The following is a 14,878-nucleotide window of genomic DNA, read 5'->3' as shown; positions in this document are numbered from 1 at the left end:
TTCCTGATGTAGATCGTGATCATGTGCATCGATACCGTCGCCGTATGCCTGAACTGATCGCACCGACTGTCCGCCTGCACGCCGCCTGGCTTGAGGCACATGCAGAGTGGGGGCCTGGTCTGCATGAGGATGGATTCGGGCTGTTGTCCTCCGACGAGGTCGCCTCGCCTGACGGGTTCGCGGCCTGGCTGACACGGCTGGCTGCCGAGTCGGGCCCGGGAGCATCGCTGCAGGCCCGTGAGGTGAGTTGCACCTATCGATGGATCGTCGAGGACGACAAGGTGCTGGGTGGGATCGCACTGAGACACGGGCTTGAAAAGGACGTGCTGGAGACCGGGCACATCGGCTATGGCATCCGGCCATCCGCGCGCCGACGCGGACTGGCCACATGGGCGCTGGATCAGATACTCGACGAGGCTCGGTTGCTGGGGCTGAACCGGGTGCTGATGCTTTGTGCGATCGACAACGTCGCCTCGGCCAAGACGATCGAGCGCCATGCCGGCGTGCCGGACGGCATCCGAGAAACCGAGTTCGGCGCCGTGCGACGCTACTGGATCAAGATCCAGTAGCGTCGTCAGCGAACAGCCGTCGCTGCGTCCGCAGCCCCGGCTGGCGGACGGCGAGGTGGCCCAGGGACGGGCGATGTGGGTCTTGCCGACCCCCGCCCGTCATCAACGGTCTCAGCCTGTGAAGGTGGAGTTCATGCACGTCAGAAGGTTGATGAGATTGCTGTCAGGTGCGTCAGCGCAAACTGGCAAGTTCGTTGACCTGATGGGTGGGGGTGCCGAGGAAGAGGTCGAGCCGTGCCGGGCCGTGGGCGATGTTGAGCGTGTCGAGACGGTAGGTCCATTCGCCGCCGCTTGAACCAGCAAAGCGATAGTTGATCTGCCAGCGGAGCCACTCGCCATGGGCGAGGCGAACGGCCGGGGGACGCCGCCATCGGCGCGGCATACCGAAGGGCGTCGCGACCAGCTGAACCCGCAGCAGTCCGTCGACTTCCCGCAAGAGCACGCCGGCGTCCGTACTGGAGTCGGGCATGCTGTCGTGCATCACAGACCGGGGCTGGAAGTCTTCGGCTTCGCGCATCCGGACCTCGTGCATGAAGGGTGGCGAGCCGAGCGGCAGCGGAAAGGCCATCGGGGTCGCGTTCCGACGCACGGCTCCGAGGCCGCCACGGGATTGCTTGGTCCATGTCGTGCGGACCCACTGCACCACTGTCTCCACGAGGCTGATCCTGCGGAATGCCAGTCCCTGGCCGCTACTCCGTTTCGGCGGAAGCCGTCCGTAACAGGCCACGCCAGGCGAGTCCGCGTCGGAGGTCCGTTCCAGTTGGGTCCACTTCAGTGCCGTTCCCGGCCGTGCCACCTTCGTGCCAGAACAGGCTGGGAACCACGGGGAATCACGGCACCGTGGGGAAGCCGCAGGAGATCGGCTCAAGGCGGGGAACCAGCAAGTCACGCCGGCGAACGCCCAACCTCGCTCCTGAATGCGGTGGCCAGCGGCAGCCGGCCCTCCGGGTGCCGGCCCGGCGGGATCTGGGCAGCGACACTTGACTGGGTCATCAAGACCCCGCAGACCCGCTGGGACTCCGCAGACCCCTCGGACCCGCACCGGAGGCGGCTCGGCCTCTCAGGTGGCAGGGCAGGTATCAGTTCCACAGCAGGTCAACCACAGCACGGAGCCTCCCGCGCCAGGTGAGTGCTCGAACATCAGCCCACAGAAGCGTGCGCGGCCACAACCAGGCATGACGCCGGCTCCGTCCCGCAATGTCACCACTGCACGCAGCCGCCAGCACGCCAACGGCCGGGATGCCCATGAGCATCACCAGCGCCGGCAGAATGCCGCCCTCCACGCTGACCACGACCTCGCCGACGAACAGCGTTCCGGCGACAACTCCCGCCAGAAGCCGGCGGAGTAGCCCATGAGAGGTCAGCCAGCCGGGCACGAGCGCCAATGTCGCGCCGAGCACCAGACCCAGCACCGCACCCACGAACAGGCTGCCGCACACGAGGATCACTTCCGAGACGAGAGCCGAAGGCACGTCGTGCCACTCCCTCAGCACCAGCGCCACCATCATGCCGGCCGTCCACAGGGCGCCCCAGCCCAGCGCGCAGCCCCCTCCGACCACCAGGCCGAACCGCAGACCTCGCATCACTACGTCACGCTTCACCGAACCCCCCTCGCGCCGCACCTTACGTCCGCGGACGCAAGCCTTTGTAAGCAGGGCAGGCCTATCCGTGTGCCATGTGCGCCCGATCGTGTAGGGAGCCACGGGGAACACAGGGGAGCCATGGTGACCAGGCAAGAGGACGGCCCCGACCATGAACCTGGTCAGGGGTCGTTTTCGCTGCTGGGTGCGGAGGTGGTGGGACACATCGTGCAGATCTCCTCGATCGGCGGACGCGTGGGCGGTACGCCGGTCTGTGCGCCTATCAGACCGCGAAGTTCGCCGTCGAAAGCTTCTCCGAGGTCCTGGCGAACGAGGTGGCACCGTCCGGCGTCGAGGTCACCATCGTCGAGCCGGGTGGCATCCGCACTGGCTGGGCTGCGGTCGCGGCGGAACCGTCGGGTCCCATTACCCTCGACTACGAGCAGACCGTGGGCCTATGGCTGGCCCGGTTCGCGGAGTACGCCAGCAACGAGCCCGGTGACCGGGACCGCAGAGCCCGCGCAATCCTCGGCGCCGTGAACGCCGAGGAGCCGACCGTGTTCGCGGACGTCGACAACAGCATGCGCATCGCGCAGGAGGAGATCTTCGGCCCGTCCTGGTCGTCATCGCCGACGACGATGACGACGCCGTCCGCATCGCCAACGACTCCGAGTGCGGCCTCTCCGGCGGCATCTGGACCTCTGATCCCGACCGGGCCCTGAACATCGTCCGCCGACTGCGCACCGGGACGGTCACGTTGAACGGATCGCCGATCAGCTTCGACGACCCCTTCGGCGGATACAAGGCGAGCGGCCCCGGCCGCGAGTGCGGCAAGGTCGGCCTGACCGGCTACGTCGAGCACAAGTCGATCACCCGTACCCGATAACCACACTGCAGCGGGACGGGCTCCGGAGAACGAAAGGCCCGTCTCGTACCTTCCTTGCGACGGTTCAGCAGAGTTTGGCGCCGCCCGAGGACGGCCATCACTGTGACATCTGCCGGCTGGACATCTCCCCGGAGCACCCGAGCCTGTTGTCCGTACCGTTCAAGCGTGGCCGCTGACTGGCCGGACGGATGGCCGGGCCACGGTCGTGGAGGGCCGGCCACGAGCCCGACTACAGGCCTGGGTATTCATCGGGCTCCGGGAGGGTCAGGCGTCCCGGGGCCCGGTTCGGGGGTGTCCTGTCAACGACGCCAGACTCACATCGTCACGGGTGATGGTCAGCGGCCTCAGCGCGGGCACTGGCGGCTGCGCCACCCCCGTGTCGCGATCTCGGTGCGGCCCGCATCCGGCGGGGTCAGGTGGTGGCTGACTGTCGAAGGGGACAGTCCGACGGCGTCGGCCAACTCGCGCAACGACGGGTCTTCGCCGTACGCGGTGACCCACTCCCGGTGGGCGCGCAGCAGCGCACCGGGCCGCTCGGTGGCGGGCTGCCGGTGGGGACCGCGCGTCATGCACGTGCCTGTCGCTGCGCGAGTTCCTTGAGCGCCATGCGGGCCGCCGGTTCCGGCCGGACTGCCAGTAGGGGTGCCCGGCGATCAGATGGGACAGCTCCTGCAGATGCCGCCTCTGCGCGGCGGTGCCGTGGGCGGCCGGGGTGTGGGCGAGAGCCCGGTAAGTGGCGTACCAGGCGGTTTGGGCCTGGGCGAGATCGTGGGGGAAGGGGGAGGTGTCCATGTTCATGATCGGGGCGCATGTTCGATTTACTGGGCAAAGCGACAGTGCCCGAACTGCGAAGATCTTTGCTCCCGGGCGATGCCCTCTGGCCAGTTCGGCGACGACGATGTCGGCGCCGGCGCGCAGCGGGTTGGTGGCGAGGGTGGGGCGGAGGATGTGGGCGGACACGGCGAGGTTGTCCGTGTCGTCGGTCAACGGCGCACCCGATAGCGCAGGTGAAGCACCCGGTTGCCCTGAATCACCACGTCAGGATCCTCCAACAGGTGCTGTGCGTGGACCGACCCGAAGTAGCGCTTGCCCGACCCGAACACGACGGGTACGACGTCCATGCGCACCTCGTCGATCAGGCCCGCGGCAAGCACCTGGCCACCGACGTCGCCCGCGGCGACCTCGACCATGCGGTCACCCGCAAGGTCCTGCGCCTTGGCCACGGCTGCCTCGACGCCGTCGACGAAATGGAACGGCGCCTCGCGGTCCCAGCCCTCGGGCATCGGTCGGTGCGACACGACGACCACGTGGTCGATCCCGCCCGGAGGCTTCCCGTCCCAGCCATCCGTCAGGTCGAAGACGTGGCGGCCGACGATCGTGACTCCGATCTGGTCCCAGTACGGCCGGGTGTAGTCGTAGGACGTCTGCGACACCTTCAGTGCGCCGCTCTCGTCCAACGGGACGTCACCGCTGGACAACCAGTCGAACAGCGGTCCGGGCTGGTCATTCTCGTCCGCGACGAAGCCGTCCACCGACACCGAGCTGTACATGACCACCTTGCCCACGGGGCTCTCCTCTGCTTCGGGGTGCCTCAAATTAGCGCGTCGTGAGCTGTCGCTCCCGTAAGAAATCAATCGGCTGGCAGCGGTCGGCCGTCCAGTGCGTGGCCGGGATCTTCGCGCAGGAACCGCCGCCGGACTTCGACGTACCGGGTCGGCGTGAGCCCGGTGTACGCCCGGAACTTGTGGTCGAAGGGGGCCTGGTCGAAGTGGCCTGCCATGTCCCGTGTCCAGCTCGCCCTGCGCGTTGCCGACTTCGAAGCCTCGATCGCTTTCTGCTCCGAGGTGTTCGGCGCCGAGCCGGCCAAGCGCCGCGAGACTACGCCCACTTCGCCGTCACCGAGCCGCCGCTCAAGCTCATCCTCATCGGGGGCGAAGCCGACGAGAACACCCGCCCGGACCGCCTCGGCGTCGAGGTCGCCTCCACCGAGGGCGATCGACGAAGACTTCCGCTACCTGTACGAGGGCGTCACGGTCGCCAGCCCGGTCGCGTCCGCGGGTGACTTCGTCGATGTCCGGTAACACCGGCGCCTGAAAGCGGCGGCCGCCCCGTTCCACGCAAGCTCCGGAGCGACCGCCGTCGGCCGCTGGGATCCACGGCACGAGATCACCTGCTGATACCGCAACCGGCAGAGATCCGACATCTACCGCCAGGATCTGCGCTGCCACCGCGATCAAGGTCGGGACCTCCCTGAAGGCGCCGCAGTAGGGGTCTGTCCAGGACTACGTGAGCGCCAGGGAGCAGGATGCGCCGATGCGTCCCGTACGGGCTGGGCGGGCGGCGCCGGATGAAGTAGCGAGCCGGTGGGAAGCGCCTGCTCCGGCAAAGTCGTACCGTTGAGGTACGAGTTCCCTCGCCCGACGAGGTCGGTTGGATGGGCACTATGGATGGGGCGCTTTCCACCTGTGTAGCGGATGTCTTGGGTGGCCCGGCTGCTTTCCTGGTCGACGCCCGGGGTCTGGTGTCTGCGTGGAGTCCGGCGGCCGAGCGCCTTTTGGGCTACGCGACGGCGGAGGTCGTGGGCCGGCCGGTGGCCGAGCTGAGTCCGCCGCATTCGTGGGACTCCCACCAGCGCCTGCTGCCGCCCGCGACCGGCAGCGTTTCCGGCGACAGCATCGTCCTGTTGCATCGGCAGGGTCATCTTGTGCCCGTCACCTTTTCGGCCTGTTCCGTAGCGTCTTCCACGCCCGGCAGCGAGCAGACGGTGATCCTGGCGACCGTCGGCCTCATGCCCGGCGGACCGTCGATCGGTGAGGACCAGACGGTACAGAGCCGGCTGCACCGCGGCGAGAACCTCGCAGCGGTTGCCATGAGAAGGCGCCTGGAGACCACGGACACGCAGCAGCACAGTGCGGCTGAGATCACTCGCTCCTATCTGCCCGCCCGCAGCGGCACAGGGGTGAACGGCTCGTGGGTCGATGTGATCCCCCTGTCCGGTGCCCGTCTCGCCTTCGTCGCCGGCGACATCCCCGTCTCCGGCATGCAGGCCACCGTGTGCATCGGCTTGATGGGCGCCGCCGTGCGGGCTCTGTCGGAACTGGATCTCGCCCCTGAGGAAGTACTCGCCCGGCTGGACGACATCGTGTCCCGCTACGCCGCGGGCGAGTCCGACGAATGGTCCCTGTGGTTTGTGGAACGGCTGGTTGGTACAACCTGCCTCTACGCGGTCTACGACCCCATTACGCGCCGCTGTGTCATGGCGAGCGCCGGGCACCCCCCACCCGCCATCGTCGATCTGGACGGGCTCGTCCGTGTGCCCGAGCTGCCCGACAGCAGACCCCTGGGAAGGGGCGAGCCGGTCTTCGAACCCGTGGACGTGACACTCGCCGAAGGCAGCACCCTGCTCTTCCACAGTGGCAGTCTGGCCCGCGCGTGCAGCACGAACGATGCCGCAACCGAGCTGCTCCGCACAGTCATCCAGCGCGGTAACCCCTCGATCGAAAACGTCTGCCGGGCCACCGCCGACATCGCGACGCCGCTCCTGCCGGCCGACGACGACCTGTCACTCCTTGTCGCTCGGACACGTGCGCTCAGTGACAGCCGAGTGGCTACCTGGGACCTGCCACGCGACCCGGCCGCCGTCGCCGACATGCGCTCCCTCATCGTCCGGCAACTCCACCAATGGGACCTGGACTACCTTGACTTCGCCACCGAGCTGATCGCCAGCGAACTGGTCACCAACGCCATCCGCTACGGCCGCGACCCGATGCGGCTGCGGCTGATCCACGAAAAGGCCCTCATCTGCGAGGTACTCGACGGCAGCAGCGCCGCGCCGCACATCCGTCTGGCGAATACCACCGACGAGGGTGGGCGCGGCCTGCTCCTCGTGGCCGAGTGCTCGCGGTGCTGGGGTGTGCGCTACACCGACCAAGGAAAGATCATCTGGGCCGAACAATCGCTGACATCTCAAGGCATGCCGGAGGACCTCTCCTCGGTGATGGTGGACTCGCTTCACTGATCACGCGGTGGACGATCACGCGGCGGGCGAGCGTGAGCTGGGAAGGCGTTGCCTGCTTGCCAGATCACGATCGCGATCAGCCCGGCGTCCCGCAGCCTGGTTCAGCGTGCTCCATCGACGACTCCCGGCCCCGTGCTGTCACCCGGCCTGGCGGGACGGCTGCCGTGTGGGCACCGGTGGCTGCGCCGCCTGCGCTGTGCTGCGTCGCGTGGGTGCTCCAGGAAAACGCCGCGGCTGCGGGGAGGCCCCCACCGCCGGGGTTCCCTGGAGCAGGTACATCACCGCGAGGACGGCGCCACCCGTCAATCGCCTCAAAAGGCACCGTGCGGTGGCCGCAAGGCACGACAGGCTCGCTGTCCGCTGCGAGGCGATCGTCCTCGTAGCAGCTATCAACGAGTGGCTGTGGCCAGCACATTCGAGACGCCCCTAGGGTCGCATCCCGAACAGGAAGCGGGTCGCCCGCGTGCGGCGGACCAGTAGTTCGTACGCGGTGAGGGTGAGGATGAGGGCGATCACCACGAGCACGGCGTACTCAACCAGGATCGGCGCGGACCAGCCGATCACGAAGTATGCGACGGCGACCACGATCGGCTGGTGCAGGACGTACAGCGGCAGCACGGCTGCGGCGAGATAGGCATAGAGGCGCCGACGCGTCGTCGGGGTCGGGTTGGGCGCCGCACGCGGTTGCTCCAGCCGCCGACGGTCGAGGAGGCCTGGGATGGCGACCACCAGGCACCATCCGGCCGCACCGAACAGCGCCCGTGAGGCGGTGGCCAGGGCGGTCATCTCCGTGAAGGGCTCGTCGGCCAGGGCAAAGCCGGGGCCGGATGCCGCGAACAGTAGGGCGCCGAGCCAGGCTGCGGTCCCGGCGTCGCGCCGCATCGCGGTGCGGAAGCGGTCGTCGGCGGCGAGCGCGAAGCCGGCAACGAAGAACAGCAGGTACGACCAGCGGTGCCAGCCCGCGTAGTCCTCCTCCAGCCGTGCGAAGGCACAGATCGCCGCGAAGGCGAGGGCCGGGAGGAACACGACGCCCCGCCGGTGCAGGGTCGCCTCCGCCACCCGGTCGCCGATGCGGCGGACGCGCTCGCGCGGCAACCACCGGTGGAACGGCACCAGCATGAGGGAGAACGCCAGGAGGAGCACGACGAACCAAAGATGGCCGGTCTCGAAGTGCTCGCCCTGGACGAGGAAGGGGAACTCTTCGGGCTCCAGGTGCACGTCGTAGAAGCGGGGCAGGAAGCCGAGGTACGACTCGTGGTGGTCGGCGTCGGCCGAGCGCAGCCGCAGCCACTGAGGCAGCGGGTTCAGGGCGAGGGTTGCGAAGACCAGCGGAACGCCGAGCCGCAGCAGTCGCTCTCTGGCGAAGCCGCCCGCGCCGCGGCGCTGAAGCGAGTGCCAGGCACCGAGGCCGGAGATGAGGAACAGCAGCGGCATGGCCCAGACGACCCCGAACCCAGCGATGATCATGATGGCTTCGGTGGTCTCGGCGTTCTTGACGTAGAAGTCGTCGTCGGCAGCGAATACGAGCGCCGAGTGGAAGAAGACCAGCCCGATCACGACCAGCATCCGGATCGCGTCCAGCTCCGGCCGCCGCTCCGGTAGCGGTGCCTGCGCCGGTTCTGCGCGCGTCGCCATGTCTGTGCCCCCCGTCGCCTGTACGTCACCAGTGTTGGAAAGGCGGCCGCTGGGCGCCACCCCCGGAACGGAGTCCGCTCACATCGAAGATCAACTTTCGATACGCGCCCTAGCGGTGGCCTAGGTGTTGTGGTGGTGGTGAGGTGGTGGGGGTTGGTGTGGTGGGTGTGGTGGTGGGTGGTGGCTTGGGTGAGGTGGTGGTGGATGCATTGTTGCCATTCGGTGCGTAGGTCGAGGGTGGTGTGGTGGGGGGTTTCGCTGTTGAGGTGGTAGCCGGCGCGGGCGATGGTGTTGTGGCGGAGTGTGTGGGCGAGGGCGTGGGTGGTGTTGATGAGTTGTTGGAGGGGGTCGGTGTCTGGTTGTTGGGCGGTGGCTGCTGTGGTGCGTAGGAGGTGGGCTGCGGTGGTTTCGAGGGTGGTGGCGAGGTCGGCTTTGCTGGTGAAGTGGAAGTGGAGGGCGCCGGTGCTGACGCCGGCGTTGGTGCTGATGTCGGTGAGGTTGGCGCGGGTGTAGCCGTGCTGTTCGAATGCCTGGGCTGCGGAGTGGATGAGCGCCTGGCGGGTGTGGGCGGCACGTTCTTGTTTCATTGCCGGGGGCTCCTCGGGGCGGCGGGGTGTGTGCTGCAGCCTGGCGATAGAAAACCGGGTTGCTGGTTCTGTATTATCTAACCGGGCGGAGTCGTCCCTGGCCACTGTGTGACGGTGGCGGCGTCAAGTCCGCGGGGGAGCCCTGCAGCAGCCGGAACGGCATGTCCGTGGGTCCGGGCCCGTCCGGGCCGGGGGTCGGGGCCGGTCGGGTCGTACCGGTCCGGTCCGGTCCGGCAGGGCCGGGTCGGTCGAGTGGTGCCGGGTCGGTTGGCGCCGGTTGTGCCGGGTCGTGCGGAGCTGGGTCGGGCCGGGTCGTACCGGTGCGGCCGGCCGGGTGGTGTGCCGGCCGTGCCGGGCCGGGTCGTGCGGGGCCAGGTCGGCTGGGTCGGGTCGTGCCGGGGAGCGCCAGGTGGGCGGGGCTGTGTCATGCCGGGCCGTGTCATGCGGTGCCCGGTTGTGCCGTGTCGGGTTGTGTCGGCATGGGCCGGGGCGGGCGGGGGTCGGGCTCTGTGGAGCCGGGCGGGGCTGTGCCGGGTCGGGCTCTGTGGGGTCAGGCCGGGGCCTGGTTGTGCCGGGTGCCGGGTGCCGGGTGCCGGGTGCCGGGTTGGTCGGGGGTTTCGGGGGTGTGCGGTGGCGAGTGCTGCCTGCGTGGCTCCGCATGCCCTGCATGGCCTGCATGACCTGCCTGGCGTGGGCCTGGTGCGGTGTGGGTGGTGGGTGTTCTTTCCTGTGTGTTGTTTCTGATGGTGGAAACGCTACGTTGCATTTATGGATCACGCAACGGATCTGTTGCGCATGTTTCCTGTCACTGCAGCTGATGGCCGAGAAATTGTTGCAATGGTTTTGCGTCTAATGCAACGGTCACTGTCCGGTTCGTTGCAATGGTTTGAGGGTGAACGCTATGCGTGAGGTGCCGGGGGGCTGGGTGAGGGCGGGGGTGCCGGCGGGCGGCGTCCGGGGGCGGGGCGCGGGCGTGACGCCGGGCGTTGCCACAGGGCCCAATGGCCCCGGAGGGGCGGGTGCCGTCGAGGGGTCCGGCGGTGCGAGAGGGTCCGGTGCCCCCGAGAGGTCCGGCGGTGCGGGAGGACCGGGCGTTGCCGCAGGGCCTGGCGGCCCCTGCTGGCCGGGCGGGTGTGGGGGAGGTGTTGGCCGGGATGCGCGGGGATCCTTCGCTGCGTACGGCTGCAGCTGCTGGCGGCGCATGGGCTGGGGGACGAGGCCCGCTGGGAGCGTCTTGGCGCACGGTGTGCCGGAACACCGCAGGGACGTGCTGGCGCGGGCGGCACGCGAGTGTGCCGGGCTGTGGCTGCGTTTCGCCGACACTCTCGAGACCCGCCGCAGGTGAACAGGCCCCGCACAGAGCCCGCCCGCACAGAGCCCGTCCACACAGACCTCGCCTGTGCGGATGCCACGCTTCTGCCCACGGACCCGGCCGCCCGCCCGGGCAGGCCCCGGCGACGGGCCGCCGCACCGTCAGAAGAAGCCCCACCACGGGACTTCCCCGAACGCGACAGCAGTCCACGACGGCCACCCGAAAAGAGCCCTCCGCGTGGACCCGGCCGGCGCTCCGGGCCCTGGCGGCAGCCTTGCCGCGGCCCCGCAAGAAGCCGCATCTGAAGGGTCTTCCGGGGGACGGCAGGCGTCGCACGCAACACAGTCCGCGAGAGGGCTGCCCAGGACGCGGTCCGGCGGCCGGCGGTCGTGCACGCCCCCGACCGGGCAGCAAAGGCCCCACCGTGCGGCCGGCCACACTCGCCGGCAGCAGCGGCCCGCGCAGGCCCGGCGCCGGGCACGCCCCACGACCAGAACGCGCGGCCGGGACACCGCCTGTACGGGCACCGCACCGCCGACCAGGCCCGCGCCCCGCCAGGCCCGAGCCCCACCAGGCCGGATCAAGCCAAGCCGGGCCGGGGCGGACAGGCAGGCAGGCGTGAGTCGGGGCTTCTTCGTGCGGCTGTCGCCGCGGCTTGTCGGCGCGCCCCCGGGACGTCCTCGGTGACGCCGCTTCGGGGCTGCGGTGGTGCGGGTGCGGGTGCCGGGGCGGGGAGGGGGTGTGGCGGTGTGAAGGGCGGAATGTGGTGGCGGGGTGTTGGTGGGTGGCTGGATCCGTTGTAAAGAAACCTGGTTGCTGGTATTTTTTGGGTGGTGTGGGGGTGGGGCGGGATGTTCTGTCCTGGTGGGCGGGCCGGTGTCGCGCTCGTGTCCACGGGAGGTGTCGCAGCCGCCGGGTCCTGTGTGGGGTGGGCTGCTGAGGAGGCGGGGTTGGGATGATCACGCATGAGGCGGGTTCCCGTGCCGGGGTGGCGGGGGAGGTGCAGTTGGTGCGCTGGCCGGCGCAGCGGGAGCTGCGGGAGGAGTGCCGTGTGCGGGGGATGCCACGGATCCTGGTGGTCGAGGCGGGTCTGCGGGCGCCGGTGTGTGAGGACATTTTCGAGGACTGGGTGCGTACTCCGGTCACCTCGTTCGATCTGCAGGCGCGCAGTGACGCGCTGGTGCACCGTTACCGCCGCAGCCGTGCGCCGCAGCTCGACGAGGACGGTGTGCTGCGTTTCGCCTCGCGTTCGGTGACGCTCTCGCCGATGCAGGCGGCGTTGCTGGCGTTGCTGGTGGCGCAGTTCGCCCAGGTGGTGCCGCGGGAGGCGCTGGGGTCCCGGCTGGGGCGCGGGCAGGGGCCGATGAGCCGTAACGCGCTGGATCTGCACATGATGCGGATCCGGCACCGGATCAACGCGCTGGGGCTGACGGTCCGCACCGTGTGGGGCCGCGGTTATGTCCTGGACGCCGAGGCGGCCGCGGCGACGTTCTGATCCTTTTCGCCGGCCGCGGCGCACCGCCGCCCGGCCGCGTACCCGAGCGGCTCGTTGGACGCGTAGACGGAACTGATCGAGACGGGGGTCTTTGTGATGGTGAGTACCGGCGCCGAGAGCGCCACGGCGGCCCTGCCGCAACCCGCGCCCGCGCCCAGGGTGGCGCGCAGTGTCCCGCCCCCGCAGCGCGGTGCGCACCGGATGCGGCCCGAGCAGGTTTTGACCACGCGGGTGGGACTGCAGATCCCGGACGTGCTCTCGTTCGAGGAATGGGAGCGGGCCGGACGCCAGCTGGCGGGTGTGGTGGACTCCTCCGCCTGGTGGCTGGGCGACTGGCTGACCTACGGCAAGAACCACTACGCCGACCGCTACCAGCAGGGCATCCGCGGCGCCGGACTGCAGTACCAGACCCTGCGCAACTACGCCTGGGTGGCCCGCCGGTTCGATATGAGCCGCCGCCACGCACGCCTGACGTTCCAGCACCACGCCGAGGTGGCCTCGCTGCCCGCCGGGGAAGCCGACCGCTGGCTGCGGCGGGCCGAGGAAACACCGTGGACGACGAAGCAGCTGCGCACCGCGCTGCGCGAGGCCCGCGGCCCCGACGCGGTGAAAGCCCCGGACCGTGCGGGCCTGCGCCAGCTGGCCGTCCCACGCGAACGCTACGAACGCTGGCACCAGGCCGCCGAGCACAGCGGCGTCGCCATCGACGTCTGGGTACTCACCACCCTCGACTCGGCCGCCGACCTCATCATCCCAGCTCTCACCGCACCGGCCGCCGTCACCGCGGCCACAACCGCCGCCACACCCGTCGCCGTCACCGCGGCCACCGAACCGGCCGTCACCACGCCTGCCGCTGTCACCGCGGCGGCCGCCGCTGTCAACGCGGTTGCCGCACCGGCCGTCACCGCACCGGCCGCAGCCGTCAAGGCGGTTGCCGCGCCGGCCGTCACTGTCACCGCGCCGGGTGCCGTGCCGGCCGCGGTGCCGGCGGGCCGGCTCTCGTCCGGCACGCCCTGACGCCACACCGTACGCATCCTGCCCCGCCTTTCCCCGTCCGCCATGGGCGCGGGCGGGCGCAGGTGCGGGCGGCGCCGGTCGGGTGCCGTCCGTGTCCGTGGTGTAGGGCCCTCTGTCCGGTCGGGGCGGGCCGGGCCGGGGTGTCACAGACGGGGGCGACCCCACACCCGACCACCTTGACCAAAGGGACGGCACTCAGGCGTTGGGCGCCCTCTCGACCGCGTCGAGGGGGACATCGATGCGGGTGTCGTCTCCGAAGATCTGCACCATCAGCTGTACGCGGTGGCGCTCCCGGTCAATACCGCGAATCGGCCCCGTGAACTGCGCGAAGGGGCCGTCGGTCACCAGGACGGTGTCCCCTGGCTGTAGCTCCGGGGCGCTCGACATGGTCCCTCCCTGACGGCGTAGGCCAGCCCCAACTTGATGGTGGTCGGCCAGGACCCTGTGGTGCCGGCGCCGCCCCGGAGTCCCTCAACAGCATGGTGCGGAGGGGTGGTGTCGAAGCTGCACGAGCTCCCGGACCGATGTGGCTCGGGGATCTCTTCTGAGCCGCCCCTTTTTGGTCGCGCTCTCGCCCTACCGCGACAGCAGAGCGGCCCAACGCTTCGTAGCGTACGGGCAGCCGCTGGCATCGGCCGGGAGCGCACCGCATACGCACCAGGCAGAGCGGGGAACAGCGGGGAATCATGGTGCCCGCAGCGCCACCGGCCATCCCGCATCCTGGCCGTTCGCCCACAACGCCCGAATTGACCCAAGGGCCGCGCGCAAAGCGGCACCGCCCGGCCGGCCGACGATTCCTTGAAAGGACAGCCCGAAGCGTCAATCGTTCGGTGGGTCAGACCGCCGAGCGATGCCACGACCAATCCTCACCGTCGTTCGTACAGTGGCGCGCTCCACCTGGACGCCATGAACCACGCCCGCTCCACGGTGTGTGGGCCGACGGCGGACGGGATGGGAGCTGGGGTGGGTCGTGGGTTGAGGTAGAACGGGGGGCACCCACGAACCCCCACACAACTGTCGCTAGGGTGCCGCGTGAGGGAAGGGTGAGATGGCAGACAAGAACAGTTGGCGGAATCACCCGCACTGGCATCTGACGTTCGTGATTCCGCTTCTGGTCTTTCTGACCACCGAAGACGACCGGATCACGCGGTGCCTCCTGGCTTCAGGGCTCACGCTGGCGGCTATCTGGTACGGACGCGACTTGGCAAGGTGGACGCGTGACGAGGCCGCCTCCGCCCGTGACATCAGCAGCTGACACCAACAGCCGCGAACGAGCGGTCGAGGCCGAACCTGAGCGACCGGCCAGCCGGAGTACAGCACGTGTTGACCAGCGTCGGCAGTTCCGCGTGATCGACCTGAGAAAGATGAGGCCACACCTCAAAGCTGGTCTCTACCACGAGGTGCCGTCCTCGGCCGCAGGGCGGCGCCCCGTCGGCTTGACTCGACCCGTAGGGGGCCGAGGGTTGATCGCCACCACGACCCCATACTGAGCCGTGCAGCAACGGACGCAGGGATCCGCAGCACCCAAGGAACCAAGGTAGAGCTTTGTCGAGCAAAGTAGAGATGGTCGCCACTGGCATAGCTTTGTGCATCTCGGTGGCGTTCGGGTGGCGAGGGGTGCTGGCGGTCGTCGGCTTCACAGTCTTGGAAGAGGTAGCCCGGCGATACGTAGGGCGCCGGAAGAGGGGTCTGGTGCAGGTTCAGGTGACAGGTTCGGTCACGCGGCCTGGAGGGCCGATGTGATCATGACGGTCTCGAATTCGACGGGGGTCAGCCGGC

At 69.3% G+C, this 14,878-nt stretch carries 13 protein-coding genes and 3 pseudogenes; 8 read left to right on the top strand and 8 right to left on the bottom strand.

The window, feature by feature from the left end; genetic code table 11:
• The first annotated feature begins 44 nt into the window (after positions 1–44).
• The gene (locus ACWCQK_RS34365) at positions 45–569 is read left to right on the top strand and encodes a GNAT family N-acetyltransferase (RefSeq protein WP_451161852.1); all 525 of its coding nucleotides are present in this window, start codon (positions 45–47) and stop codon (positions 567–569) included.
• Between the two features lie 172 nt (positions 570–741).
• Here ACWCQK_RS34365 and ACWCQK_RS34360 read toward each other — a convergent pair whose 3' ends face one another.
• A complete protein-coding gene (locus ACWCQK_RS34360; RefSeq protein WP_451161850.1) occupies positions 742–1,224 on the bottom strand; it encodes a hypothetical protein in 483 nt (160 codons plus the stop codon).
• A gap of 424 nt (positions 1,225–1,648) precedes the next feature.
• Entirely contained in the window at positions 1,649–2,170 is a 522-nt protein-coding gene (locus ACWCQK_RS34355; protein ID WP_451161848.1) for a hypothetical protein, read from the bottom strand.
• Between the two features lie 251 nt (positions 2,171–2,421).
• Here ACWCQK_RS34355 and ACWCQK_RS34350 point away from each other — a divergent pair.
• Both ACWCQK_RS34350 and ACWCQK_RS34345 read left to right on the top strand, forming a co-directional pair.
• A pseudogene (locus tag ACWCQK_RS34350) lies at positions 2,422–2,490 on the top strand (SDR family NAD(P)-dependent oxidoreductase); the annotation flags it as partial.
• Between the two features lie 198 nt (positions 2,491–2,688).
• A pseudogene (locus ACWCQK_RS34345) lies at positions 2,689–3,035 on the top strand (aldehyde dehydrogenase family protein); the annotation flags it as partial.
• 344 nt (positions 3,036–3,379) lie between these two features.
• On the opposite strand, the gene ACWCQK_RS34340 reads toward ACWCQK_RS34345, so the two are convergent.
• From ACWCQK_RS34340 to ACWCQK_RS34330, 3 genes are all read right to left on the bottom strand, one after another.
• Positions 3,380–3,604: a LexA family protein gene (locus ACWCQK_RS34340; RefSeq protein WP_451161846.1), complete on the bottom strand. Its 225-nt coding sequence runs from the start codon at positions 3,602–3,604 to the stop codon at positions 3,380–3,382.
• Positions 3,605–4,018: 414 nt separating this feature from the next.
• Positions 4,019–4,600 (bottom strand): dihydrofolate reductase family protein, encoded by a 582-nt coding sequence (locus ACWCQK_RS34335; RefSeq protein ID WP_451161844.1) that lies wholly within the window; start codon positions 4,598–4,600, stop codon positions 4,019–4,021.
• Positions 4,601–4,665: 65 nt separating this feature from the next.
• Positions 4,666–4,815 (bottom strand): hypothetical protein, encoded by a 150-nt coding sequence (locus ACWCQK_RS34330; protein WP_451161842.1) that lies wholly within the window; start codon positions 4,813–4,815, stop codon positions 4,666–4,668.
• On the opposite strand from ACWCQK_RS34330, the pseudogene ACWCQK_RS34325 reads away from it, so the two are divergent.
• Together ACWCQK_RS34325 and ACWCQK_RS34320 are read left to right on the top strand one after the other, a co-directional pair.
• A pseudogene (locus ACWCQK_RS34325) lies at positions 4,814–5,025 on the top strand (VOC family protein); the annotation flags it as partial. The gene ACWCQK_RS34330 and the pseudogene ACWCQK_RS34325 overlap by 2 nt on opposite strands.
• A gap of 444 nt (positions 5,026–5,469) precedes the next feature.
• The gene (locus ACWCQK_RS34320; protein ID WP_451161840.1) at positions 5,470–7,053 is read left to right on the top strand and encodes a SpoIIE family protein phosphatase; all 1,584 of its coding nucleotides are present in this window, start codon (positions 5,470–5,472) and stop codon (positions 7,051–7,053) included.
• Positions 7,054–7,479: 426 nt separating this feature from the next.
• Here ACWCQK_RS34320 and ACWCQK_RS34315 read toward each other — a convergent pair whose 3' ends face one another.
• The gene (locus tag ACWCQK_RS34315) at positions 7,480–8,688 is read right to left on the bottom strand and encodes an acyltransferase family protein (protein WP_451161838.1); all 1,209 of its coding nucleotides are present in this window, start codon (positions 8,686–8,688) and stop codon (positions 7,480–7,482) included.
• Positions 8,607–9,275 carry a TetR family transcriptional regulator gene (locus ACWCQK_RS34310; protein WP_451161836.1) on the bottom strand — a complete coding sequence of 223 codons (669 nt, stop codon included), beginning with the start codon at positions 9,273–9,275 and terminating at the stop codon, positions 8,607–8,609. Before ACWCQK_RS34310 ends, ACWCQK_RS34315 begins: the two co-directional genes overlap by 82 nt.
• A gap of 2,267 nt (positions 9,276–11,542) precedes the next feature.
• Between ACWCQK_RS34310 and ACWCQK_RS34305 the strand changes: the two genes are divergently transcribed.
• Together ACWCQK_RS34305 and ACWCQK_RS34300 are read left to right on the top strand one after the other, a co-directional pair.
• Complete coding sequence (locus ACWCQK_RS34305) at positions 11,543–12,082, top strand: winged helix-turn-helix domain-containing protein (RefSeq protein ID WP_451161834.1); 540 nt, start codon at positions 11,543–11,545, stop codon at positions 12,080–12,082.
• 96 nt (positions 12,083–12,178) lie between these two features.
• Complete coding sequence (locus ACWCQK_RS34300) at positions 12,179–13,099, top strand: LmbU family transcriptional regulator (protein WP_451161832.1); 921 nt, start codon at positions 12,179–12,181, stop codon at positions 13,097–13,099.
• Between the two features lie 195 nt (positions 13,100–13,294).
• On the opposite strand, the gene ACWCQK_RS34295 is transcribed toward ACWCQK_RS34300, so the two are convergent.
• Entirely contained in the window at positions 13,295–13,486 is a 192-nt protein-coding gene (locus tag ACWCQK_RS34295) for a KOW motif-containing protein (protein WP_451161830.1), read from the bottom strand.
• Positions 13,487–14,147: 661 nt separating this feature from the next.
• On the opposite strand from ACWCQK_RS34295, the gene ACWCQK_RS34290 reads away from it, so the two are divergent.
• Positions 14,148–14,354, top strand: a complete 207-nt coding sequence (locus tag ACWCQK_RS34290; protein WP_451161828.1) for a hypothetical protein — start codon at positions 14,148–14,150, stop codon at positions 14,352–14,354.
• The last annotated feature ends 524 nt before the right edge of the window (positions 14,355–14,878 follow it).

Source organism: Streptomyces sp. NPDC002306 (genome assembly GCF_053593435.1).
This window is presented reverse-complemented; position numbering and strand designations above follow the sequence as displayed.

Excerpts from the sequence above, each read along its gene's own strand:
- ACWCQK_RS34365 (WP_451161852.1), top strand. The coding sequence starts at position 45 with ATGCCTGAACTGATCGCACCGACTGTCCGCCTGCACGCCGCCTGGCTT.
- ACWCQK_RS34340 (WP_451161846.1), bottom strand. The coding sequence starts at position 3,604 with ATGACGCGCGGTCCCCACCGGCAGCCCGCCACCGAGCGGCCCGGTGCG.
- ACWCQK_RS34330 (WP_451161842.1), bottom strand. The coding sequence starts at position 4,815 with ATGGCAGGCCACTTCGACCAGGCCCCCTTCGACCACAAGTTCCGGGCG.
- ACWCQK_RS34320 (WP_451161840.1), top strand. The coding sequence starts at position 5,470 with ATGGGCACTATGGATGGGGCGCTTTCCACCTGTGTAGCGGATGTCTTG.
- ACWCQK_RS34315 (WP_451161838.1), bottom strand. The coding sequence starts at position 8,688 with ATGGCGACGCGCGCAGAACCGGCGCAGGCACCGCTACCGGAGCGGCGG.
- ACWCQK_RS34310 (WP_451161836.1), bottom strand. The coding sequence starts at position 9,275 with ATGAAACAAGAACGTGCCGCCCACACCCGCCAGGCGCTCATCCACTCC.
- ACWCQK_RS34305 (WP_451161834.1), top strand. The coding sequence starts at position 11,543 with ATGATCACGCATGAGGCGGGTTCCCGTGCCGGGGTGGCGGGGGAGGTG.
- ACWCQK_RS34300 (WP_451161832.1), top strand. The coding sequence starts at position 12,179 with ATGGTGAGTACCGGCGCCGAGAGCGCCACGGCGGCCCTGCCGCAACCC.
- ACWCQK_RS34295 (WP_451161830.1), bottom strand. The coding sequence starts at position 13,486 with ATGTCGAGCGCCCCGGAGCTACAGCCAGGGGACACCGTCCTGGTGACC.
- ACWCQK_RS34290 (WP_451161828.1), top strand. The coding sequence starts at position 14,148 with ATGGCAGACAAGAACAGTTGGCGGAATCACCCGCACTGGCATCTGACG.